Annotated in this window: 21 protein-coding genes; 11 read left to right on the top strand and 10 right to left on the bottom strand. The window is 70.0% G+C overall.

What is annotated here, in order from left to right; all coding sequences use genetic code 11:
* Positions 1-10: 10 nt before the first annotated feature.
* Together OO70_RS09635 and OO70_RS09640 are read right to left on the bottom strand one after the other, a co-directional pair.
* Complete coding sequence (locus tag OO70_RS09635) at positions 11-1,348, bottom strand: lipase family protein (protein WP_043667035.1); 1,338 nt, start codon at positions 1,346-1,348, stop codon at positions 11-13.
* Positions 1,349-1,461: 113 nt separating this feature from the next.
* Complete coding sequence (locus OO70_RS09640) at positions 1,462-2,181, bottom strand: alpha/beta fold hydrolase (protein WP_043667037.1); 720 nt, start codon at positions 2,179-2,181, stop codon at positions 1,462-1,464.
* Positions 2,182-2,276: 95 nt separating this feature from the next.
* Here OO70_RS09640 and OO70_RS09645 point away from each other — a divergent pair, with 95 nt between their 5' ends.
* The 4 genes from OO70_RS09645 (at position 2,277) to OO70_RS09660 (ending at position 5,420) form a co-directional block, all read left to right on the top strand.
* Positions 2,277-2,861: a TetR/AcrR family transcriptional regulator gene (locus OO70_RS09645; RefSeq protein WP_043667039.1), complete on the top strand. Its 585-nt coding sequence runs from the start codon at positions 2,277-2,279 to the stop codon at positions 2,859-2,861.
* A 93-nt stretch (positions 2,862-2,954) separates the two neighbouring features.
* Entirely contained in the window at positions 2,955-3,632 is a 678-nt protein-coding gene (locus tag OO70_RS09650) for a TMEM175 family protein (RefSeq protein WP_051741009.1), read from the top strand.
* The gene (locus tag OO70_RS09655) at positions 3,629-4,018 is read left to right on the top strand and encodes a hypothetical protein (protein WP_063749700.1); all 390 of its coding nucleotides are present in this window, start codon (positions 3,629-3,631) and stop codon (positions 4,016-4,018) included. Before OO70_RS09650 ends, OO70_RS09655 begins: the two co-directional genes overlap by 4 nt.
* 121 nt (positions 4,019-4,139) lie before the next feature.
* A complete protein-coding gene (locus tag OO70_RS09660; RefSeq protein ID WP_043667041.1) occupies positions 4,140-5,420 on the top strand; it encodes an APC family permease in 1,281 nt (426 codons plus the stop codon).
* 6 nt (positions 5,421-5,426) lie between these two features.
* On the opposite strand, the gene OO70_RS09665 is transcribed toward OO70_RS09660, so the two are convergent.
* The 6 genes from OO70_RS09665 to OO70_RS09690 all read right to left on the bottom strand — a co-directional run bounded on the left by OO70_RS09665 (position 5,427) and on the right by OO70_RS09690 (position 11,454).
* The gene (locus OO70_RS09665; RefSeq protein WP_043667043.1) at positions 5,427-6,506 is read right to left on the bottom strand and encodes a lactonase family protein; all 1,080 of its coding nucleotides are present in this window, start codon (positions 6,504-6,506) and stop codon (positions 5,427-5,429) included.
* 27 nt (positions 6,507-6,533) lie between these two features.
* The gene (locus tag OO70_RS09670; RefSeq protein WP_051741012.1) at positions 6,534-7,505 is read right to left on the bottom strand and encodes a sugar kinase; all 972 of its coding nucleotides are present in this window, start codon (positions 7,503-7,505) and stop codon (positions 6,534-6,536) included.
* Positions 7,502-8,188, bottom strand: a complete 687-nt coding sequence (locus tag OO70_RS09675) for a bifunctional 4-hydroxy-2-oxoglutarate aldolase/2-dehydro-3-deoxy-phosphogluconate aldolase (RefSeq protein ID WP_078651323.1) — start codon at positions 8,186-8,188, stop codon at positions 7,502-7,504. The genes OO70_RS09670 and OO70_RS09675 overlap by 4 nt, the downstream gene beginning before the upstream one ends.
* Positions 8,185-9,108, bottom strand: coding sequence for a carbohydrate ABC transporter permease (locus OO70_RS09680; RefSeq protein ID WP_043667045.1), 924 nt, complete (start codon positions 9,106-9,108; stop codon positions 8,185-8,187). Before OO70_RS09680 ends, OO70_RS09675 begins: the two co-directional genes overlap by 4 nt.
* Before the next feature lie 79 nt (positions 9,109-9,187).
* On the bottom strand, positions 9,188-10,060 hold the full coding sequence (locus tag OO70_RS09685) for a carbohydrate ABC transporter permease (RefSeq protein WP_043667046.1): 873 nt from the start codon (positions 10,058-10,060) through the stop codon (positions 9,188-9,190).
* 125 nt (positions 10,061-10,185) lie between these two features.
* Positions 10,186-11,454 (bottom strand): ABC transporter substrate-binding protein, encoded by a 1,269-nt coding sequence (locus OO70_RS09690; protein ID WP_043667047.1) that lies wholly within the window; start codon positions 11,452-11,454, stop codon positions 10,186-10,188.
* Positions 11,455-11,788: 334 nt separating this feature from the next.
* Here OO70_RS09690 and OO70_RS09695 point away from each other — a divergent pair, with 334 nt between their 5' ends.
* The 4 genes from OO70_RS09695 to OO70_RS09710 all read left to right on the top strand — a co-directional run bounded on the left by OO70_RS09695 (position 11,789) and on the right by OO70_RS09710 (position 17,799).
* A complete protein-coding gene (locus OO70_RS09695; RefSeq protein WP_043667051.1) occupies positions 11,789-12,829 on the top strand; it encodes a LacI family DNA-binding transcriptional regulator in 1,041 nt (346 codons plus the stop codon).
* Between the two features lie 184 nt (positions 12,830-13,013).
* A complete protein-coding gene (locus tag OO70_RS09700; RefSeq protein WP_234336803.1) occupies positions 13,014-13,829 on the top strand; it encodes an SDR family NAD(P)-dependent oxidoreductase in 816 nt (271 codons plus the stop codon).
* Between the two features lie 128 nt (positions 13,830-13,957).
* The gene (dgoD, locus tag OO70_RS09705) at positions 13,958-15,103 is read left to right on the top strand and encodes a galactonate dehydratase (RefSeq protein WP_043667058.1); all 1,146 of its coding nucleotides are present in this window, start codon (positions 13,958-13,960) and stop codon (positions 15,101-15,103) included.
* Positions 15,104-15,294: 191 nt separating this feature from the next.
* Positions 15,295-17,799: a right-handed parallel beta-helix repeat-containing protein gene (locus OO70_RS09710; RefSeq protein WP_043667060.1), complete on the top strand. Its 2,505-nt coding sequence runs from the start codon at positions 15,295-15,297 to the stop codon at positions 17,797-17,799.
* Between the two features lie 66 nt (positions 17,800-17,865).
* Here the strand turns inward: OO70_RS09710 and OO70_RS09715 are convergent, their stop codons facing one another.
* On the bottom strand, positions 17,866-18,303 hold the full coding sequence (locus OO70_RS09715) for a winged helix-turn-helix transcriptional regulator (RefSeq protein ID WP_234336804.1): 438 nt from the start codon (positions 18,301-18,303) through the stop codon (positions 17,866-17,868).
* A 234-nt stretch (positions 18,304-18,537) separates the two neighbouring features.
* Between OO70_RS09715 and OO70_RS09720 the strand changes: the two genes are divergently transcribed.
* The 3 genes from OO70_RS09720 (at position 18,538) to OO70_RS09730 (ending at position 21,214) form a co-directional block, all read left to right on the top strand.
* On the top strand, positions 18,538-19,482 hold the full coding sequence (locus OO70_RS09720) for an aldo/keto reductase (RefSeq protein WP_043667062.1): 945 nt from the start codon (positions 18,538-18,540) through the stop codon (positions 19,480-19,482).
* Positions 19,483-19,516: 34 nt separating this feature from the next.
* Positions 19,517-20,509, top strand: a complete 993-nt coding sequence (locus OO70_RS09725) for an aldo/keto reductase (RefSeq protein WP_043667068.1) — start codon at positions 19,517-19,519, stop codon at positions 20,507-20,509.
* Positions 20,510-20,731: 222 nt separating this feature from the next.
* Positions 20,732-21,214: a VOC family protein gene (locus OO70_RS09730; RefSeq protein WP_234336805.1), complete on the top strand. Its 483-nt coding sequence runs from the start codon at positions 20,732-20,734 to the stop codon at positions 21,212-21,214.
* Positions 21,215-21,345: 131 nt separating this feature from the next.
* On the opposite strand, the gene OO70_RS51155 is transcribed toward OO70_RS09730, so the two are convergent.
* Positions 21,346-22,137 carry a hypothetical protein gene (locus OO70_RS51155; RefSeq protein WP_051741014.1) on the bottom strand — a complete coding sequence of 264 codons (792 nt, stop codon included), beginning with the start codon at positions 22,135-22,137 and terminating at the stop codon, positions 21,346-21,348.
* Between the last annotated feature and the right edge of the window lie 335 nt (positions 22,138-22,472).

Genomic DNA, 22,472 nt, shown 5'->3' on the forward strand with positions numbered 1-22,472 from the left:
CGCCGAGCGGTCAGGGCTGTACCGGCATGGTCCAGCAGTTGGAGACGGTCGGCCTGCCGGCGAGGCGGTCGGTGAGCCAGGAGATGGCGTCGCCCTGGTCGGTCAGCAGGGGTGCGAAGTGGTTGAGGAGCGCGCTGCCGACACTGGGCAGGACGACCGCCTTGTACGTGACGTCGGCGCCCTTCGCGCACCAGTCGAGGGCGAGTTGGCGGGCCTGCGCGTGCGGGACGAGGTTGTCGCTGACGCCGGTGGCGAGGCGGACGGGCCCCGACGGCTTCAGCGTGCCGATGCGCTGGCTGTCGAGGAAGGCCCGCAGCGCGGGAGTCGAAGCGATGATGGCGCTGATGGACTGGCCGTCCGTGGTCCAACTGGTGCTCTGCGCATAGGCGTAGCCGAAGAGCGCGTCGCCGACGCACATCGTCGACAGGTCGGTGAGCGCGGCCTTTCCGGCGTCGTTGAGATGCGCCTCCGCGAGGGGCTTCAGCGCCGGGTCGGACTGGAGGAAGCCGTTGAGCGACCAACCCAGCGCACCGGCGAGTTCGCTGCCGTCGATGGCCTTGGTGACGGAGGTCAGGTCGGCGGGCGGGGCTCCGGCGTAGGTCCCGGAGAGGGTGACGTCGGGGGCGTAGGAGGACTGGAGTTCGGCGGCTGCGGCGGTCGCCCCGCCGCCCTGGCTGTAGCCGTACAGCCCGACCGGCGAGTCGGCGGTGACCGAGGTGCCGGAGAGCGAACGGGCGGCGCGTACGGCGTCCAGGACCGCGTGCGCCTCGTCGATCCGGTTGACGTAGGTGTGCAGCCGGTCCGTCGCGCCCAGGCCGACGTAGTCGGTGACGACCACGGCGACGCCCTCGGCGAGGAGGCGGTAGATCGCCAGGTCCTCGTAACCCACCGACAGGGTCTGGCTGTTGACGGCCAGGGGGTGTTCCAGGCCCATGGACGCGGAGCACTGGTCGCCCTGTCCCAGCGTGCCGGGGGCGACCGCGACGAGGGGGCGCGGGCCGGTGCCGGACCAGTCGGCGGACGGTTCGATGTAGGCGCCGGTGACGGCGACGGGCTGCCCGTTCGAGTCCGTGGACTTGTACATCAGGCGGGTCGCGGTGCCGGGCAGGGTGCCGTCGAGGCCGGGCAGGCTCAGGGCGAGGGGGAGGGGCTCGCTGCGGACGAGGGCGCCGTCGGCGGCGGGCAGGGTGGTGGGCGGGTTGTAGAACGCCGGGATGGTGACGCCTCTGGACACGACCTCGTCCGACGCGCCGGCGACGGTGGCGGTCGTGACGACGAGGGCTTGAGCGCCGAGGCAGGCGGCTGCGGTGACTGCGGCGGCGAGCAGGTTTCGTTTGCGTGCGGGCATGGCGAACCTCCTGTGGAGCGGCCGTCCGGAGAATGGTTCGCCTGGAACTTACCTGCGGGTAAGTTACTCGTGATACCTGTCGGTAGGTTACGTTTCGGTAATGTGACGGGCTGTCAACTCGCGGCGACCAGCTCCAGGAACCCGGCGACGGCCTCCGGCTCGCTGACCATCAGGTCGTGACCGGTGTCGATGTCCCACAACCGCCCTGCCGCGCGCGCCGGTTCGAGGTCCGCCGGGTCGCGGTACGGCAGGGTCGCCGTGCAGACGATCTGGGACTGCGGAAGCGCCCGCACCCCCGCCTCGTGCGTGAGCCGCAGCGGCTGCTCGAAGCACTTCCAGGGGTGCGGCGTGATCTTCGGCGCCAGCCAGGCGATGTCGTCCGGATCGGTCAACCCGTAGGAGGGCATGGGCCCTTCGCCCGGGAAGTTCACCAGCTCCACCCCGTCGACCTCCCGCCCCATGGCGCGCGAGGCGGCCATCAACTCCGGTGCCAGATCGGCGAGGGACTGCCCGTTCGCCGGGGTGGCCGCGTCCAGGTAGACGAGGTGCCCGACGCGGTCGAGGGCGCGGTCGGCGGCGCCGGTGATCACCATCCCGCCGTAGCTGTGCCCGACCAGGATCGCGTCGAACAGCCCCTCGTACCGCAGGAGTTGGACGACGTCCGTGATGTGGGTGTCGAGATCGATCCCCGGCCCGAGCAGATGCGCCCGCTCGCCGAGCCCGGTCAGCGTCGGGGCGTACACGTCATGACCGGCCGCACGCAGGAGTCGCGCGACGCGCTGATAGCACCAACCGCCGTGACTGCCGCCGTGCACGAGAACGTACGTGGCCATGCGGGGGCCTCCTGTTGTCCGGCGCGGGTCGCGCTCAGCTCGTAAACGACAACTGTCGGATAACCATCAGGTGTTGGAGAGAATACTGTTGCCGCATGCCAGCGCAACCCCTTGAACCGCACGGCCTCCCCGACCCCCGGGTCCTCCGCTCCCGCGCCGCCCTCGAAGCCGCCCTGCGCGAACTGGTCACCGAGCGCGAGCTGCGCCAGATATCCGTCGCCGACCTCACCAAACGCGCCGGCGTCAACCGCTCGACGTTCTACGAGCACTACGTCGACGTCCACGACCTGGCCGTCGCCGCGTGTACCGCGACCTACGACCAGTTGGTCGCCGTAGCCCCCATCCCGCACGGTCAACTGGCCCCGGACGGTGGCCCGTTGCCGAACCCCATGCCGGCCCTGTTCACCCATGTCGCCGAGCACGCCCCGCTATACCGGGCCCTCCTCTGCGACGAGGGCAGCGCCCGCATGATCAACCACCTCCTTCACCGCATCACCCTCGCGGCCCGCGTCAGCCGCGGCCTGCCCACGGAGACCGGGGCCACCGACCCGGTCTCCGCCTTCCTCGCGGGCGCCGTCCTGGGCACGGTCATCGACTGGCTGCGACACGACTGCCCCGGCACACCGGAGGAGATCGGCGCGGCGATCTGGCCGTATGCGCTGGCGTGCGCGGAGGTGTGACGGGGGTCCGGTGCGGCTCGGCGAGGGTGCCGTCGGTGGGCAGGCGAGGCGCGATGGGGAGTGCCGGGGTCGCGACGCCCTACTGTCATCGGCATGACGGAGCCAACGGAGCCAGTGGCAGGGGCAGACACCCCTACCGACCCGCACGAGAACGTCCCGCACGAGAAGGCCCCGAGCGTGACGCGCCTGATCGCTCTGTCCGACGGTATATACGCCATCGCGATGACACTGCTCGTCATCAATGTCACGGTCCCGGGGCATCTGGACGCCGCCGCGTTCCACAAGGCCCTGAACGACGCGCTGCCCAGTCTCGGCGCCTTCGCCCTGAGCTTCACCCTCATCGCCGGGTTCTGGCGTGACCACCGCCGCATCCTGACCTCGCTGCCCACGGAGACGATCGTGGTCACCCGCCTGGTCCTGCTCGGCCTCGGCCTGGTCGCGCTGCTGCCGTTCCCCACCGGGTTGCTGGCCGAGTACGCCTCGCAACCCGATGCCGTGGCCCTCTACGCGAGTGCCATGGCCGCGATCCACGCCGTGCACGCGACCCTGCTGCTGCTCACCCAACACCGGGTGCACCCCTCGCCCGAATCACCCGCCGCGGTGGCCCGCCGCCGCTTCACCGCCCAACTCGCCGCCAGCGTCCTGGTGTTCGGCGTGTCCATCCCGCTGGCCTTCGTCAACACGGAGGCGGCGATGTGGTTCTGGCTCACGCTCGTCCCGGCGCACTACCTTCTCCGGCGGCGTCTTCCCGGCCGATTCCTGCGCCGATGACAGGGCTCAAGTGGTGGCAGCGGGTGGTGCTGGTCGTGTGCCTGTGCGCGCTCACGCTGCCGCTGTGGTTCGCCGCGAGGAACGCCTACCGGTTCGTCGACGGCCACCGGACGATCACGGACGGGTATGTGCACTGCGAGGGCAACGACCGGTGCCGGGGCACCTGGAGTCTGCCCGGCGGACGGCACGGGCGGGGTGAGATCGAGGGTCTGGCCTTCGAGTACGACGAGGAGCAGGTGACGGGCATACCGCTCTACGCCGGCCGGGACTGGGCCGTGTCCGACCGCTCCAGCCTGGCTGTCCGCGCGGCGCTGGAAGCGGGCGGGGCTGTGATCGGGATGGTTGTGGTGCTCTCGGTGGGCTGGGTCAAGTCCAGGCGTCTTTGACGGTGTTGGGGTCGGCTTCGGGCCGCGATGCCGCCACCGGCACTCCTGGCGCGGCCCCGGTGCGACATCTTGCCCGGCTACCGTGCGCCCAGGTGAGGACAGGCGCGAGAGGGAATCGGTGATGGACAACCCGGGAGCTCCGGCGGAAGCGGGCGCCCTGAAGCGTCGGCTGGGTGTGTCCGACGCGGTGGTGATCGGCCTGGGTTCGATGATCGGGGCCGGGATCTTCGCGGCGCTCGGCCCTGCCGCCGGTGCCGCCGGTTCCGGGCTGCTGCTCGCTCTGGGCCTGGCCGCGGTCGTGGCCTACTGCAACGCGACGTCCTCGGCGCGACTGGCCGCTCTCTATCCGCGGTCCGGCGGTACCTACGTGTACGGACGCGAACGCCTGGGCGACTTCTGGGGCCACCTGGCCGGCTGGGCGTTCGTCGTCGGCAAGACCGCCTCCTGTGCGGCCATGGCCCTCACGGTCGGCGCGTACCTGTGGCCCGGACAGACACACGCGGTGGCGGTGGCCGCCGTAGTGGCGCTGACCGCGGTCAACTACACCGGAGTGCAGAAGTCCGCCCTCCTCACCCGCGCCGTCGTCGCCGTCGTCCTGGCCGTGCTCGCCGCAGTGATCGTCACCACTCTGACCTCCGCCCACGCGGACACCGCGCGGCTGGGCATCGGCCCGGACGCCACCGTCGGCGGGGTGCTCCAGGCCGCGGGCCTGCTGTTCTTCGCCTTCGCCGGCTACGCCCGCATCGCCACCCTCGGCGAGGAGGTCCGCGACCCCGCCCGCACCATCCCGCGCGCCATCCCGATCGCGCTCGGCATCACCCTCACCGTCTACCTCCTCGTCGCCGTCGCCGCCCTGAGCGTGCTGGGCCCGGGCGGGCTGGCGGACACCACCGCCCCGCTGTCGGACGCCGCGCGGGCCGCAGGCGCAGACTGGCTGGTGCCGACCGTCCGCGTCGCCGGCGCGGTCGCCGCGCTCGGCTCCCTGCTCGCGCTGATCCTCGGCGTCTCCCGCACCACCCTGGCCATGGCACGCGACCACCACCTGCCCCACGCCCTGTCCGCCGTCCACCCGCGCTTCGGCGTTCCGCACCGCGCCGAACTGGCCGTCGGCGCCGTCGTCGCCCTGCTCGCCGCGACCACCGACGTACGCGGCACGATCGGCTTCTCCTCCTTCGGAGTCCTGGCCTACTACGCCATCGCCAACGCCTCCGCCTGGACCCTCTCCCAGGAAGAGGGCCGCCCGAACCGACTGATCCCCGCCACCGGCCTGACCGGCTGCACGACCCTCGCCTTCGCCCTGCCCCTGAGCACCGTCATTTCCGGCACGGCGGTCCTGATCCTGGGGGCCGCGGTCTACGGCCTGCGCAGGACCAGAGCCAGGGGCACCGGTTCCGGGGACTGATTCCGCTCAGACCGTGAGCGCGCACACCACCGAAGCCACGCTGACCACCACCCCCGCCTCCACCAACGTTCCGTCTCCCCGCACCCCCAACACCGCGACAGTCCCGCTGTGTTGGTTCGCGACCAGCAGATGCCCGGGCGCAGAGGCAAGCCCGCGAGGCCAGTTGCCCCCGCTGGGAACCTCACCTAGAGGCTCAAGGGCCGTGCCCGCGATCCGGAACGCGGACACCGTGTCCGCACCCCGGTTCGTGACCCAGACGTAGCGCCCGCAGTCCGAAGTGACGATCCCGCCGGGCTGGTTGGGGATGTCCGCTACGGCCGTCGCCGGCACCCGGGACAGTTCGTGCAGGGTGCCGGTCTCCGCGTCGTAGCGGTGGCAGGTCACCGTGGAGGAGAGTTCGTCGGCGCTGAGGACCAGGTCGCCGGACGGGGTGAAGGCCAGGTGGCGGGGGCCGGAGCCCGGACGGAGTTGGGAGGTGGCGACGGGCTTCAACTTGCCGGTCTCGAAGTCCAGTTGGTACGTGAAGACCGTGTCCGCGCCCAGGTCGGTGGCCAGGATGTAGCGGCCGGCGGGGTCGGTGAGGACCTGGTGGGCGTGGGTGCCCTCCTGGCGGCCGGCCACCGGACCCGATCCCTTGTGCTCGACCACGTCCGTGAGGTCCGAGAGGCGGCCGTCGCCGTCCAGGCGGTGTACTGCCACCGTGCCGGGGAGCGTGTCCGTGCCGTAGTTGGCGGTCAGGAGGAAGTCGCCGCCCGGGTGGACGGACACGTGGCACGGGTTCGCGCCGCCGCTGGTCACGGCTGCTCCCAGCGGAGTCGGCGCCGCGTCCTCCCGCAGCGCGAACGCGCTCACCGCGCCCGGCGTCGACTCGTGCGTCGTGTAGACGACGGGGAGTGTCGGGTGCGCCGCGAGGTACGAGGCACCGCTCGCCGCCACCGCGTCCACGACCCGAAGACCGCCCTCGGGCGTCCGACGCAGCGCCGTCAGGCCTACGCCCTCGCCGCCCGTGTCCGGCGTGTACGAACCCGTCAGGACGACAACCTGCCTTGCGATACCGCTACTTGTACTTGTACTTGTGCTTGTCATTGGGCGTTCAGTCCTCAGCGGGGGGTGTCAGCGGAGTACGTCGTCGTGGTGGTCCGGCAAGGGGAGTTCGGCGCGCCGGGGCAGGCCCTCCCAGTCGCCCTCCGTGCCGACCGCGAACGCACCCAGCCGCGCGGCCGTGTCGAGGCGGACCGACGCCGGTGCGCCGGCGAGGAGTTCGGCCAGGTAGCCCGCGACGAAGGCGTCCCCGGCGCCGACCGAGTCGTGGACGCGGGCGGGCAGGGCCGGTTGGCGGTGGGGGCGGCCGTCGAGGAGGGCGAACGCGCCTTCCGCGCCCAGCTTGATCACCGCTCCGGACGGGCCCAACTCGCAGATCCCCTTGGCGAGTTCCTCGGGTTCGTGACGGTCAGGTACCGCGAGCCGGGCCTCGTGCGGGCCCGCGAACACGAGGTCGCTGTCGTGCAGGAGGGGCAGCACCGCGGTACGCGCCTCGTCCTCGTTCCACAGCAGCGAACGGAAGTTGATGTCGAGGGAGACCAACACACCGGCGCCGCGCGCGATGTCCACCGCCCGGCGGACCGCGCGTGCCGGGCCCTCCCCCAACGCCGGTGTGATGCCGGTGATGTGGAGGATCGCCGCCCTCGCCAACGTCTCCTCCGGGATGTCCTCGGGGGCGAGGCGGACGCCCGCCGTCGCCGTCCGGTAGTAGCGCATGCGGTGGTGCGTGCTGGTGCGTTTCTCCTTCAGGAGGAGGGAGGTGGGGGCCGGGTCGCGGACCGCGAGGGTGGTGACGCCCTCGGCGCGCAGCTCTCGCAGGACCAGTTCGCCCAGTTCGTCCTCGCTCACGCGGCCGATCCAGGTGGCCCGGCCGCCCAGGCGGCTGACGCCGATGGCCACGTTGGACTCGGCGCCGGCGATGCCGAGGCGGAGGGTGGTGCCGAGGGTGAGCGGGCCGGGGCCGGCGGCGGACAGGACGCCGAGGGTCTCGCCCACGGTGACGAGGTAGGGCTCGTCGCTGTCGGCAGGCTTGCGGGTGTTCACAGGTGCTTCTCCTCGGGCCCGGTGCCGGGCCTGACCGTCGCCAGCAGTGCGCGTGCCCGTGCCGTCAGGGCGTTCAGTGCCTCCGGGACGGGGTCCCGGTCGGCGTCGCGCAGCAGCGGGGAGCCGACGCCCACCGCGAGTGCCCCGGCGGCGATGTACTGCCCGGCCGCTTCGAGGTCCACGCCGCCGACCGCCATCAGCGGTATCTCCGGTAGCGGGGCGCGGAGTTGGCGCAGATGGGTGGGGCCTCCGGTGCAGGCCGGGAAGAGTTTCACGGCCGCCGCGCCCGCCCGCCAGGCCGTGGTCACCTCGGTCGCCGTCCAGGCTCCCGGGTAGAAGGGGATGCCCTGGTCGGCCGCGGTACGGATGACGTCGGGTTCTACGTTGGGGGCGACCAGGAACTCGGCCCCTGCGGCCAGCGCGTCCCGGACGTCGCCTGCGGTGAGGACCGTACCGGCGCCGACCGAGACCGCGGCGCCGAGTTCGTCCTTGATACGGGCGATCGCGTCGAGCGCACCGGCGGTGGTGAGGGTGACCTCCAGGCAGGTGACCCCGCCGGCTGCGAGGGCACGGGCCGCGGCGGGCAGCCCGGAGGCGTCGGCCGACCTGAGGATCGCCATGACCCGGGTGCTGGTCAACTGCGGGGTGGGCAGCGGCCGTTGAGAAGACTGATCGTCCGTCACTTGACCGCTCCCGCCGACATGCCGGCGACCATCTGCCGCTGGAAGAAGATGAAGATGACGAGGAGGGGCAGCACGCCGAGCAGCGCGGCCGGGAAGAGGGTGGTCGGCTGCACGGTGTGCGGGTCGATGAAGGAGTACGCGTTCACCATGACCGTGCGCTTGCCCGGGTCCTGGAGGAACACGAGCGGGACCAGCAGGTCGTTCCAGATCTGCAGGGAGATGAAGGTCAACAGGGTGCTGGTGACCGGCCGTAGCAGCGGCAGGATGATGACGAAGAACGTGCGCAGCGCGCCGCAGCCGTCGAGGGCCGCCGCCTCCTCCAGGTCGGTCGGGATCTGGCGGATGAAGCTGGTGTAGAAGAACACGGCGAGCGGCAGGTTGATCGCGGTGTAGATCAGGACGACGCCCGCGTACGTGTCCAGCAGGTTCAGGTCGCGCATCAGCAGGTACAGGGGTGCCACGACGACGAACACGGGGATCGACGTGCCGAGGATGAAGAGGCGGTACACCGCCGTCGACCAGCCCGCGGTGATGCGGGCCAGCGGGTAGCCCGCGAGTGCGCCGAGCACGGTGATGAGCACGCACGAAAGCCCGGTGATCAGCAGGGTGTTGAGGGTGCTGGTGCCGTAGTGGATCTGGCTGAAGGCGTGCGTGAAGTTCTTCAGGGTGAAGGAGTGCGGGATGCCCAGCGGGGAGCGCGCCACGTCCGCCGCCGTGCGCAGCGAGGTGACGATCGTGAAGACGAACGGCAGCACGAACAGGACCGTGCCGAGGCAGAGCACCACCGTGCCCAGGCCGGTGGCGAGCCTGCGCGGGGTCCACGGAGCGGAGGTGTGGGGGCGGGCCGGAGGGCGGGGCCGGGGCGTGTCGCGCTTCCCGGCCGGGCGGCTGATCTCCGGTGCGGAGAGGGGTGAGGTCATGGGGTGATCCGTCCGATTCCAACGGTGCCGACGGGGAACTGCCCCGCGTGCGTACGTACTTGAGGGCGTCCGTACGTGGTCATACGCGCCGTTCGCGCAGCCTGAGCAGGGAGTTGGTCGCGCTGGACAGGACGACCACGGTCACCAGGAGCAGCACCGCGATGGCGACGCCGTAGGCGAACTTCCCGCCGCCGAAGATGTTGCGGTACACGAGCAGGGTCAGGGTGTCGGTGGCGCCGGCCGGGCCGCCGTTGGTCAGGACGAGCGGGAACTCGAAGACCTTGAGCGAACCGATCAGGCTGAGCGTCACGTTGACGGTCAACGCCGGTGCCAGCAGCGGCCATTCGACGCTGCGGAAGCGCCGCCAGCCGCTCGCGCCGTCCAGGGCGGCGGCCTCCAGGAGTTCGGTCGGCATGCTCATGTAGCTGGCGAGGAAGATCGCGCACGAGTAGCCGGTGAACATCCAGATGTTGACGGTGGCGACGGAGTACAGCGCGGTGGAGGGATCGCCGAGCCACACGTGCTGGAGACTGCCCAGGCCGACCCCGTCGAGCAGCGCGTTGAGGCCGCCGTTCGGCGCGAAGAGGTACGACCAGATGAACGCGGCCATCAGCGGCGAGATCAGCGTGGGGGTCAACAGGACGACGTTCAGGGCCCTTCGGACCCTCGGACGGCGGAACAGCATCGACGCGAAGAGCAGCCCGAGGCCGTTCTGCACGACGACGACCACGACGGCGTAGAGGACCGTGTGCCACAGGGCCGCGGAGACCTGGGAGTCGTCCGCCATCGCCTTGTACTCGTCCATGCCGACGAAGTGGGAGATCGGGCCGCCGACGCTGTCCGTGAGGCTCAAGTACACGCCTCTGAACAGCGGATACAGGACGAAGAGCGCGTACACGGCGATCGCGGGGAGCAGGAAGGCGGCCATGGTGGCACGCCGTCGGTGGAACACGGGGGATCAACCTCCTTGGCCGACAGGCCCCTTGGGGGAGTGGGTGGGACGGGGGTGGGCCGGCCGGCTCGGTCAACCGACCGGTGTTCGACTCACCGGACGGCCCAACTACCCCACCGATACGGCTACTTGGCGGACGCCGCCGTCTGGATGTCCTTCAGCGTCTTCGCCGCCGAGGACTGGCCCAGCAGGAACGCCTGGATCTTGGAGCCGGTGTCGGTCTCCGACTGGGATCCGTACCAGGTGTTGGAGGGCAGCACCCGGTAACGGCCCTCCTTGAAGGCGGTGTTGAAGATGGTCGTCTCCGTCGAGTCGGGCGTGGTGCCACCGGTGAACGGGGACTCGGCGTGCTCGGCGTCCAGGTACTTCGAGAGATTCGCGCTCTGCGACCAGAACTTCACGTACTCCTTCGCCGCATCCGCGTGCTGCGACTGGGAGTTGACGCCCCACGCCGTGCCGGAGAACAGCATCGCGTTCGGCTTCGTGCCCGCGGCGCCGCCCGGCCAGGGCGCGAACGAGACCGGGAAACCGGCCTTCTTGATGTTGGAGACCTGCCAGGCACCCTGGTACCAGAAGGCGCTCTTGCCCGCGCTGAAGTCCTGCGGGCCCTGCGACCACTCGTCGACGCCGAGCTCGTTCTTCCAGTTCACGAAGCCCTTGTCACCGAGGGTCTTGAGCTGGTCGAGCGGCTCCTTCCAGTCCGGGTCGAAGGAGGCCTTGCCGGCGAGGAAGTCGGCGTCCCACTGCTTGTTCTTCTGGTAGACGGTGGTCGAACCGCTCGCCTGGAAGATGGAACTGCCGGTCCACGCGGACTTGTCGGGCAGCGCGATGGGCGTGATCCCGGCCTTCTTGATCTTCGCGAGGTCGGCGAGGAACGTCGGCCAGTCGGCGGGGACTTCGGTGATCCCGGCCTTCTTCAGCAGGTCCATGTTGGCGTACAGACCGATGCCGATCAGCTCCATCGGCATGGCCAGCGTCTTGCCACTGCTCTGCGTGAACGGCTTCGCCGCCGAGGATATGGAGCTGACCCACGACTCGTTCGACAGGTCCGCGAGGTAGCCGGAGGCGCCCCACTTCTTCATCTTGTCCGCGTCGACCATGATGACGTCGCCGGCCTTGCCGCCGAGCAGCTCGGGCTGGAGCTTCTGCGTGTAGGTCGGGTCCGCGGTGGTGTACTTGAAGTCGATCTTGATCTTCGGATGAGCCTTCTCGAACGCCTTGTTGATCTCGGCGATGTTCGCCGGTTCGGCGCCGCCGCCCTTCCACGCCTCGACGTGCAGCGTGACCGTTCCGTCCGCCGAGGTCGAGTCGGACCCGCCGCCACAGGCGGCGAGCGATGTCGCCAGGGCGGCGACCGTGGTGGCGACCGCGAGCAGTCTCCCGGAGCGCTTCATTGCACACCTCACCCATCATCGGCGCATGCCGATTTCGTCGTGCTTGCAGGGGTTTACTACAGAGAGTTGCGAATCCTCCGCGACGACCGAGTCCCATCGGCTGTGCGGGGATCGCCGGATATGCCAGGCCTGAATGGATATATCACTGAAATCCATCCAAGGAAACCGGTTGACCAACGACTTCGGCGAACGCTAGGTTGCGGCGCCAGAAGGTGTCAAGAGGTCAAACGCAACACCGCATGCCGAACGCCACACCCCGGGCGAATGCGGCAGTCGGGCAGGATTCGCATGACGGTCGGAGCGGTCGACAGCGTCGTTGGCAGGGAGGACTCGCGTGGCTGAACAGCCCGTACGGGCAAGGCTGGTGGACGTCGCACGGGAGGCGGGAGTCTCCAAGGCGACGGTGTCCAAGGTGCTCAACGGACGGCAGGACCTGTCCGTCCGGCCGGAGACCAGACAGCGCGTCCACGAGGTCGCCGCCGCCCTGGGCTACCGTCCCCACTCCGGGGCCCGCGCCCTGGCCGGGGCCAGCACCCACGCCCTGGCCCTGCTGGTGCCGGCCCTCAACAACCCGACGTACGTGACCATTTCGCGAGGTGCCTACCAGCGCGCCCGTGAACTGGGCTATCTCTCCCTGCTCGCCGAGGACTTCGACGGCCAGGAGGCCGACGACACCTTCAACGACCTGGTCAAGGAAGGGCGCGTCGACGGTCTGCTGATCGCCTCCGCCCGCCCCCATCACCCCCTACTGGAGACCCTGAGCCGCAACCCGGTTCCGCACGTCTTCCTCAACCGCGCCGTCAAGGACTCGGGCCGCAACGTCACGATGGACGTGGCCCGTTCCAGCGTCACCGCCCTCGACCATCTCCACGCACTCGGTCACCGGGTGATCGGCCATATCGCCGGCCCCTCCGGGATCACCCCCAGCGAGGACCGCAGGGACGCGTTCCTACGGCACTCCGCGTCACTGGGACTGGCCGCGGCACCGGTCGCCTCCGGCGACTTCACCGAGGAGGGCGGCGCCACCGCCGCCCTCGAACTCCTCACCCCCGCCGAGGGAAAAGCACAGGTCACCGCGCTGTACACCAGCTCGCTGGCCCAGGCCATCGGGGCGATGCGGGCCATCCACGAGCGCGGCCTGCGCATCCCCGAGGACATCTCCCTGGTCGGCAACGACGACCTCCCCGTCGCCGCCTACCTCACCCCACCGCTCACCACGGTCGCGATGCCCCTGCACGAGCTCGGCACCGCCGCGGTGGACGCCCTGGTCGCGGAGATCCAGGGCAAGCCACCGGGGGACGTGATGGTCCCGACCGAGCCGCGGTTGGTATTGCGGGGGTCCACGGCACGGCCTGGATCCGGCGGGGCGAGCTGACCCTGTAGGACCCGTAGGCCCCTGCTGCGCGAGTGCGGCTGGACCCGTAGGACCCGTAGGACTTGTACGCCCCGTAGGACCCGTACGACCTGACCGGACGGGTCGGCCCGAGCCGTAGGCCGACCCGGAAGGACGCCCCCGAGGACGGATGACCGGACGGGCCGGTCACGCCGAGAGGATCGCCATGAGCCGCACCACCCCCGAGAGCCACCCCGGACGTCACCCCGACAGCCACCCCGACCACCGCCCCGCCGCCCGCTTCACTGGCCGTACCGCCCTCCTCACCGCCGCCGCCTCCGGCATCGGGGCCGCCACCGCCCGGCGGCTCGCCGACGAGGGCGCGTCCGTGCTGGTCACCGACGTGGACGCGGCGGGCGCCGAGCGGGTGGCCGAAGAAGTCCGCGCCAAGGGCGGCGACGCCCGCCCCCTGGGGCTCGACGTCACGAACCCCGAGGCCTGGCCTGAGGCGATCCGGACGGTCGAGGAGTGGACGGGACGCCTCGACCTGCTGCACCTCAACGCGGGTCGCAACCTCCCCGGCGCGATCCACGAACTCGACGACACCTCCTGGCACAACCACCTCCGCCTCGCCCTCGACTCCGTCTTCTACGGCGTCCGGGCCGCCGTTCCGCTGCTCTCGGCGGCCGGTGGCGCGGTGGTCGTCACGGGCTCCGTGCACGCGGTCATCGGCTTCAGCGGCTTCCCGGCGTACGCGGCGGCCAAGGGCGGAGTCAGCGCGCTGGTACGGCAGTTGGCGGTCGAGTACGCGGGCCGGATCAGGTTCAACGCGGTCGTGCCCGGGGCCGTGGACACCGGTCTGTGGACCGACGCGCCGGACGAGTACCGGGTCCAGACGGCGGCCCGTACCCCGGTCGGGCGGCTCGGCGAACCCGAGGACATCGCCGCCGCCGTCGCCTTCCTCGGCTCCGACGACGCGTCGTTCATCACCGGCCAGAACCTGGTCGTGGACGGCGGGCGCAGCATCAGCTCGCAGGAGTAGGCCCCTGGCCTTCCTGTTTGCCTCTCACTTGTCTCCCCCTTGTCTCCCCCTTGTCTCTCCTCCCCCCTCCTCCCTGCCCCTCTCCGTACCCGTACTCGCCATACCCGTAGGACCCGGAGGTCCGCAGCATGAAAATCACCGGATACGAGCTGTTCCTCGTCGAACCGCGCTGGCTCTTCCTGCGCGTCGACACCGACGAGGGGATATCCGGCTGGGGCGAGCCCATCGTGGAGGGCAAGGCCCACACCACGGCCCGGGCGGTCGAGGAGATGTTCGACTACCTGACCGGCCAGGACCCCGCCCGCATCGAGGAACACTGGCAGATGCTCGCCAAGGGCGGCTTCTACCGCGGCGGCCCGGTCCTCAGCAGCGCCCTCGCCGGCATCGACCAGGCCCTGTGGGACATCGCCGGCAAGACCCACGGCGTCCCCGTGCACCAACTCCTCGGCGGCCACGTCCGCGACCGCGTCCGCATCTACGGCTGGCTCTACGGCGAGACTCCCGAGGAACTCGCCGAGTCGGCCGCGGGCCAGGTCGCCAAGGGCCTGACCGCCGTGAAGATGAACCCCTGCGCCCAACTCGAGCCGCTCGCCACCCCTGCCGCGATCGACGCGATCGTGGCCCGGGTGAGCGCCGTACGGGAAGCGATCGGCCCGGACCGCGACCTGGCCCTGGACTTCCACGGCCGCTTCAGCGGAGCGATGTCGAGGCGCGTACTGCCGTACCTGGAACCGCTGTTGCCGATGTTCGTCGAGGAACCGGTCCTCCCGGAGTTCACCCGCGACCTCGGCGACGTCGTCCGTGCCACCTCCATCCCCATCGCGACCGGCGAACGCCTCTTCTCCCGCTGGGACTTCAGGGAGGTCCTCGGCGCCGGCATCGCGGTCGCGCAGCCCGACATCAGTCACGCGGGCGGCATTTCGGAGACCCGCCGTATCGCCGCGATGGCCGAGGCCTACGACGTGCTCGTCGCCCCGCACTGCCCGCTCGGTCCCATCGCGCTCGCCGCGAGCCTTCAACTCGACTTCGCCGTACCGAACTTCCTCATCCAGGAGCAGTCCCTGGGCATCGGCTACGGCGACAGCAGCGGCCTGCTCGGGTATCTGGCCGACGCCTCGCCGTTCGAGGTCCAGGACGGCTACATCCACCGCCTGACCGCCCCCGGCCTCGGCATCACGGTCGACGAGGACAAGGTCCGCGCCGCCGCCGAACGCGGCCACCGCTGGCGCAACCCGGTCTGGCGCAACGCGGACGGCTCACTGGCGAGTTGGTAGTACGCGACCTCAACGGCCCGTAGGCAACAGGTCGTTGGCTCCGCGCTGCCCCGACGCCGTCGAATCCGACGTCGGGACAGCACCACACGCTCCAGGCGCACCGGCGGCAACCGGTCATCGCGCCTGGTGAAGAGGGGAATCTCGCCGCACGCAGCGGCAAGGGACACATCCACCCATCCAAGGAGCGCGCAATGAAGCGTCGCAGATTCGGTTCTCCCGGCAGACCACTTTCCGCCACCCGCCGAAGGCCGGGGATCCTCGCCCTGCTCGCCGCGCTGGCGGGCGCCCTGCTGGTCCCCGTCGCCGCGACCAACGCGGCGGCGGCAGGCACGAGTTACTACGTCGACTGCTCGGCCTCCGCCAACGGCACCGGCACCAGCGCCAGTCCCTGGAACTCGGTCGCCGGCGTCAACAGCACCACCTTCACCGCGGGCGACAGCATCCTCTTCAAGGCCGGCACGACCTGCACCGGCCAACTCACGCCCGGCGGTTCGGGCTCCTCCGGCAGCAGCAACATCTCCATCGCGTCCTACGGTTCGGGCGCCAAGCCGATCATCGACGCGGCGGGCGCGACGGGCGCGGTCATCCACCTCCTGAACCAGCAGTACTGGGACATCGGCGGCCTGGAGCTGATCGACAACGCCTCGTCCCCCGCCTACCGTTCGGGCGTCCTGGCCGAGAACAGCTCCGGTGGCGTCCTGAACCACATCCGCGTGCACGACATGTACATCCACAACATCGCGGGCTACGGCGGCGGTTGGTACGCGACGAACGCGGGTGTCGGCGTCCAGACCGACCACACCACACCCGTCTCCACCTGGAACGACGTGGTGGTGGAGAACAACACGTTCGACCACGTGGACCGCATCGCGGTGGCGGTGACCCCGGACGCGGACGGCCAAGGCACAGGCCTCACCACTGGCACAGTCATCCGCAACAACACGATGACGTACGACGGCGCGGACGACATCCTGGTCGTCAAGAACGACGGCGCCCTGATCGACGGCAACAAGGCGGGCTACGGCGGCGCCAAGTCGACCTGCCCGCCCTCCGGTCAGTACTGCAACGGCGCCTCGGCCGGCATCTGGATGTCCGGCAGCAGCAACACCGTCGTCCAGAACAACGAGGTCTACTGCCACATCAACGGCGCCGACGGCACCGGCTTCGACGTGGACTGGGGCAACCACAACACCACGTTCCAGTACAACTACAGCCACCAGAACCTCGGCGGCTTCCTGCTGGTGATGCCCCCCTTCACCATCGCCAACGAGCCCACGTCGACCGTCCCCAGCGACGGCACGGTGGTCCGCTACAACATCAGCGAGAACGACGGCAGCAACTCCGGCTGCCCGACATCGGGTACGCAGACACACGGCGGCGGAGTCCTCCACTTCGTGGGCGGAGTCCCGAACCAGAGCGGCAGTTCGTCAGCCGTCCCCCTCTTCTACAACAACACGTTCTCGGTCAGGGACGGCCTGAGCACCCCGATCCTCTACTCCCGCTCGGGCACGTCGATCAGCGGCGCGTTGTCCTTCCAGAACAACGCCGTCTTCAACTACGGCTCCGGCAACTACTTCACCACCACCGGTACTTCGACCTACTCCAACAACCTCTTCTACGGCAACCACCCGTCCCGCGAACCGGCCGACGCGGCCAAGGTGACGGCGGACCCGGAGTTCCGCAACGCGGGCAACGCCAACACCTCCTCGTCCTACACGGGCAAGAACGCGTACCAGGTGCACCCGTCGTCACCGGTGATCCGGGCGGGCGCGGTCATCGCGTCCAACGGCGGCTACGACGCGTTCGGCAACGCGGTCTCCGCCACGGCCGCCCCCAACATCGGCGCGTACAACGGCACCGGCGGCAACCTGCTGTCCAACGCGGGCTTCGAGACGGGCAGTCTGTCCCCGTGGACGCAGGCGAGCGGCACGGCGTCATCGGTGGCGGCGGCCAACTCCCGTACGGGAGCTGACGCGTTGACGACGGCGGCGAGCGGCAGCGGCGCCAACCAGGCGCTGACCGGCCTGACCCCGTCCACGACCTACCTGCTGACGGGCTGGGCGAAGGTGGCGACGGCCGGCGAGACCCTGGCCATCGGCGTGAAGAACTTCGGCGGCACGGAGACGTACACGAACATCGCGACGTCGTCGTACTCGCAGGCGGCGATCCTGTTCACCACGGGCGCGTCGTCGACGTCGGCGACGGTCTACTGCTGGAAGAACGCGGGCGGGACGGGCGCGGGCTACTGCGACGACCTGGCGGTGGAGCCGCTGTCGTCGGCCACGAACGCGGTCACCAACTCCGGCTTCGAGACAGGCGCGTTGACTCCGTGGACCCAGAGCACGGGTACGGCGTCGAGCGTGGTCGCGTCCAACTCCCGTACCGGCACGTACGCGTTGCAGACGGGCGTGAGCGCGAGCGGTGCCATCCAGACGGTGAGCGGCCTTGCGTCCGGCGGCAGTTACCTGCTGGCGGCATGGGCGAAGGTGGCCACCGCCGGTGAGGAGGTGGCCGTAGGAGTGAAGAGCTTCGGCGGCACGGAGACGTACCTGCGGGGCTCGACGACGACGTACGCGCAGCAGCCGATCTTCTTCACGACGGGCGTCTCCAACACGGCGGCGTCGGTGTACTGCTACAAGAACTCCGGCTCGGCGGCGGGGTATTGCGACGACTACACGGTGGTGAAGCTGCCCTGATCGTCGCTTCGGACAGCTGACAACCCCCGGGTCCTCGGCCCGGGGGTTGCCTGCTTCGGGGCCGGCCTATCCGCGGGCGGTGTTCCTGTCGTACGCGTCCTGGTGGCGGCGGATCTCGGTGTGATGCTCGGCGCTCCAGCCGGCCAGGTGCTGGATGGCGGAGAGCAGGGAGGCGCCGAGGTCGGTGAGGGAGTACTCGACGCGGGGCGGCACCTCCGCGTAGGCGGCGCGGTCGACGAGGCCGTCGCGCTGAAGGCGCTTGAGGGTGAGGGTGAGCATGCGACGCGAGATGGCGGGGATCAAGGTGTCGAGGTCGGAGTAGCGGGCGTCTCCGGCGGCCAGGGCGCCGATGACCAGGATGCTCCACTTGTCGCCCACCAGGTCGAGGATCTCGCGGATGAAGTCCGCGTCCTGCTCGTCCCAGCGCTCGCAGGGGCCTGAGAGGCGCAGTACGTTCGCCCGCGCCCGACCTGCGGCGGGTGTCCGGCTCTCGTCGCTGTTCACGGATGACGCCCTTCCGATGTTCCCAGGGAACATAGACATACCTTTTGTAACGCTAAATCCGTTCCGGCACAGTGGTCTGTGTACCAGGCATCGACGTCCTGGTCGAAGCGGTCGTGCTGCGCACAGGGCGGCAACCGCCGGGCCCGTCGGGCGTATTCCCACCCCGTCGTCCCGGCCCTGTTCCCCCTGCCGTGCGGACACCGCACCCACCCACAGTGAAGGGACAACTCCGCCGTGGCCACGCTCCGCACACTCGGCACGTCCGACCTCGCCGTCTTCCCCCTCGCCCTCGGCGGCAACGTCTTCGGCTGGACGGCCGACGAGAAGCAGTCCTTCGCCGTCCTCGACGCCTACACCGAGGCCGGCGGCAACCACCTCGACACCGCCGACGTCTACGCGGCCTGGATAGACGGCCTCAAGGGCGGCGAGTCCGAGACCGTCCTCGGCAAGTGGCTGGCCGCACGCGGCAACCGCGACAAGGTCATCCTGTCCACCAAGGTCGGCATGCACCCGGACTACCAGGGCCTGTCCGCGTCCACCATCAAGGCGGCGGCCGAGCAGTCGCTGCGCCGCCTCGGCATCGACCACATCGACCTCTACTACTCCCACTACGACGACCCGTCCGTGCCCGTGGAGGAGATCGTCACCGCCCTGGACGACCTGGTGAAGGTCGGCAAGGTGCGGGCCGTGGCCGCCTCGAACCTCTCCGCGCAGCGGCTCCAGGCGTCCCTCGACTTCGCCGAGCGCGAGAACCTCGCCCGGTACGTGGCGATCCAGCCGGAGTACAACCTGGTCTCCCGCGACACCTACGAGGGCGCGCTCCAGGACACCGCCGAGCAGGCCGGCATCTCCGCACTGCCCTACTTCGCGCTCGCCGCCGGCTTCCTGACCGGCAAATACCGTCCCGGCGTCACCGTCGACAGCGCACGCGCCGATCTGGCGGCCGGGCACGCGTCGACGGCGCGAGGCGTCGCGGTACTCGAGGCGCTGGACACGGTCGCCGACGCGCACGGCGCCGAACTCGCCACCGTCGCCCTCGCATGGCTCCTCACCCGCCCCACCGTCGCCGCCCCGATCGCCAGCGCCCGCAACCTGGAACAGCTCCCGGCGCTCCTGGCGGTCCAGGACCTCGCGCTCACCGACGAGGACGTCCGCCTCCTCACGAAGGCCTCGGCCTGACACACCGCTCTCACCGTTCGAAAGGGGTATCCGCATGAAGAAGATCGCACTGGGAGGAGAGGGGCTCAAGGTCTCGCGGCTGGGCCTCGGCTGCATGGGCATGTCCGGGGGCTACACCGGCGCCGGCACCGACGACCCCGGGTCGATCGCCACGATCCACCGCGCCATGGAGCTGGGCGTCACCTACTTCGACACCGCCGAGATCTACGGTCCGTACACGAACGAGGAACTGCTGGCCAAGGCGTTCGCCGGCCACCGCGACGAGGTGGTCATCGCCACCAAGTTCGGTCAGATCGACCACCTCGTCCCCGAGCAGAACGGGCTGCCGGTCCTGGGACTGAACGGCACCCCCGAGAATGTGCGGCGCGCGGTCGAGGGCTCGCTGCGCCGCCTGAACACCGACTACATCGACCTCTACTACCAGCACCGGATAGACCCCGGGACGCCGATCGAGGACACGGTCGGGACGCTCTCCGAGCTGATCGACGAAGGCAAGATCCGCCACTACGGCCTGTCGGAGGCGGCGCCCGCCACCATCCGACGCGCACATGCCGTGCACCCGGTGACCGCCGTCCAGAGCGAGTACTCGCTCTGGACGCGCGACCCCGAGGCCGAGGTACTCCCCACCCTGCGCGAGCTCGGCATCGGCTTCGTGCCGTACTCGCCGCTCGGCCGTGGCTTCCTCACCGGCACGATCCGCTCGCTCGACCAGCTCGACGCCGACGACTGGCGCCGGTCCAACCCCCGCTTCGAGGGCGACAACCTGGAGGCGAACATCCGGATCGTGGAGCAGGTGGACGCCGTAGCCGAACAGCTCGGCGCGACGCCCGCTCAGGTCGCCCTCGCGTGGCTGCTCGCGCAGGGCGACGACATCGCGCCCATTCCCGGCACGCGCCGGGTCGCCAACCTCGAACAGAACGTGGCGGCGGACGAGTTGGTGCTCTCCGCCGGGCAACTGGAGCAGCTGTCCGAGGTGGCAGCGCCGATCGGCGACCGGTATGCCGACATGAGCCGCATCGACCAGTAGTCCACAGTCCACGGCCACACCCGTGCGGAGGGTCCCGGCGGGTTCCGGCTCGCGTGAGCGCATGGGCGGACAGTCCGCAGACGTCCGTACCGGGTAGCCGGCGGCGAGCCACCGATGAGTTCTGCCGGCCGGCCCGGTCTACCAGGACGTACGCACGCCATACGTCATCGAGATACGCCATCGAGATACGACGTCGAGCCACTGACTGACCGGAGACCCGCCATGACCACTTCCGCGACCACTCCCGCACACCCCGGCCGCATGCTGTTCGTGAACATCCCCGTCGCGGACCTCGAGCGCAGCAAGGCGTTCTTCGCGAAGCTCGGGTTCGGCTTCAACCCGAAGTTCACCGACGAGACCGCCGCCTGCATGCTGGTCGGCGAGCACGCCTTCGTCATGTTGCTCACCCGCGAGAAGTTCGCGGAGTTCGCGAAACTGCCGATGGCCGATCCCACCACGCACACGCTGGCGCTGTACTGCTTCAGCGTGTCCTCCCGCGAGGAGGTCGACGCGGTCAGCGCCACTGCACTCGCGGCGGGCGGCACCGAGGTGGACGGCGCCGAGGACTACGGCTTCATGTACTCACGCAGCTTCTACGACCTCGACGGCCACGGCTGGCAGGTCATGTGGATGGACCCGGCGGCGGCGGAGCAGGGCCCCGAGGCGTTCGCGGCCTCGGCGCAGGACGCCGACGCCCCGGCTTGACCCACCACGGTGGCGTTGGGTTGTGGGGCGCTGCTGGAGCCGTCAGTCCCCTGCTCGCCGCCGCCGGCGCGGGCAGGGGACGGGTCACGTCAACGGCCAACGGCCAACGGTCAACCGTCAACCGTCGGCGCTCACTTCACATCGACGAAGTCGGTCCAACCGGTGGTGGCCGTGGTGAGGCTCGTGGCCGCGAAGTCGTAGCGGTACGAGCCGTCCGCCGTGGCCTTCACGGTGGCCGTGGCCCAGCCGTTCCGGTCGGTCTTGAGCTTCTTCAGCGTGACGAAGGGGCCGCTCGTGCCCTTGCGGTACTGGAGCAGCACCTGGTGCCCGATGAGCGGCACGTTCTTGTTCTTCTCCCAACTGGCCACGGTCATCTGGGCCTTGACCGTGAGGTTCTTGCCCTTCTGCACCGTCTGCGGGGTGACGACGGTCTGGGACAGGTAGGTCTGGCGCTTGATGCGGGCGAAGTAGGGGCCTTCGGCGCGGGTGACGTTGCCGTCGCCGTCGACGGCAACGGGGGTCATGTACCAGAGACCGGCGAGGGCGTTGCTGCGGAGGTTGACCTTCGGGTCGGCGGTCAGGAGGGCCTCGCAGTAGGAGGTGAGATCGTTGATCCTGTGGCACTGGGCGGACCCGACCATGACCCCGTCGGCCGTCGCCCGGTCCTCTCCGTGCCACAGCTCGAACGACACACTCTTGACGCCGGACGGATCGCTGACCGTCGCGGAGACCGAGAACACTCTCTTCTGTGCGGCCGTGACGCCGACGGTGTAGTCGAGGTCGTGGTTGACGCCGATATTCACGAACTGCGTCGCCGAGTCGTCCTGTGCGGCCCCGGCGGCCGGAACGGCAAAAGCGGCGACGGCCAGGGCGGCGCTGAGAGCGGCGGCGGTCGCGGTGGCGACGGTGGTGCGTCTGCGCATGGTGTGGTTTCCCCCCACGTTTGATGCCCGAGTGATGCCCGAGTGGTGACTTCACCCGCATCAGACAGAGGGGGTGTGGGGGAGGTTGTGCATGATCGCCGACCCGGCCCACGATTTCACCCTGGCTTCGCCACGGGTTGGTGGAATCACCGACTGCCGGCCAACTTCGTTACGAGGCCGGCAGCGGACGCATCGCTCGCTGCATCCCCCACTTGCCTCAGCCATGCTGCCGGCACGTCGACCGGAGCAAGCCGCGGCGGCCTGCCCGTGACGAGGTGCCGGAGTTCTCAGCTTGGGAAGCTGCGGGTATTTGTGACTGGCTCCGAGGCTGACCT

The organism is Streptomyces xylophagus (genome assembly GCF_000716435.1).
Taxonomy (GTDB): Bacteria; Actinomycetota; Actinomycetes; order Streptomycetales; family Streptomycetaceae; genus Streptomyces; species Streptomyces xylophagus.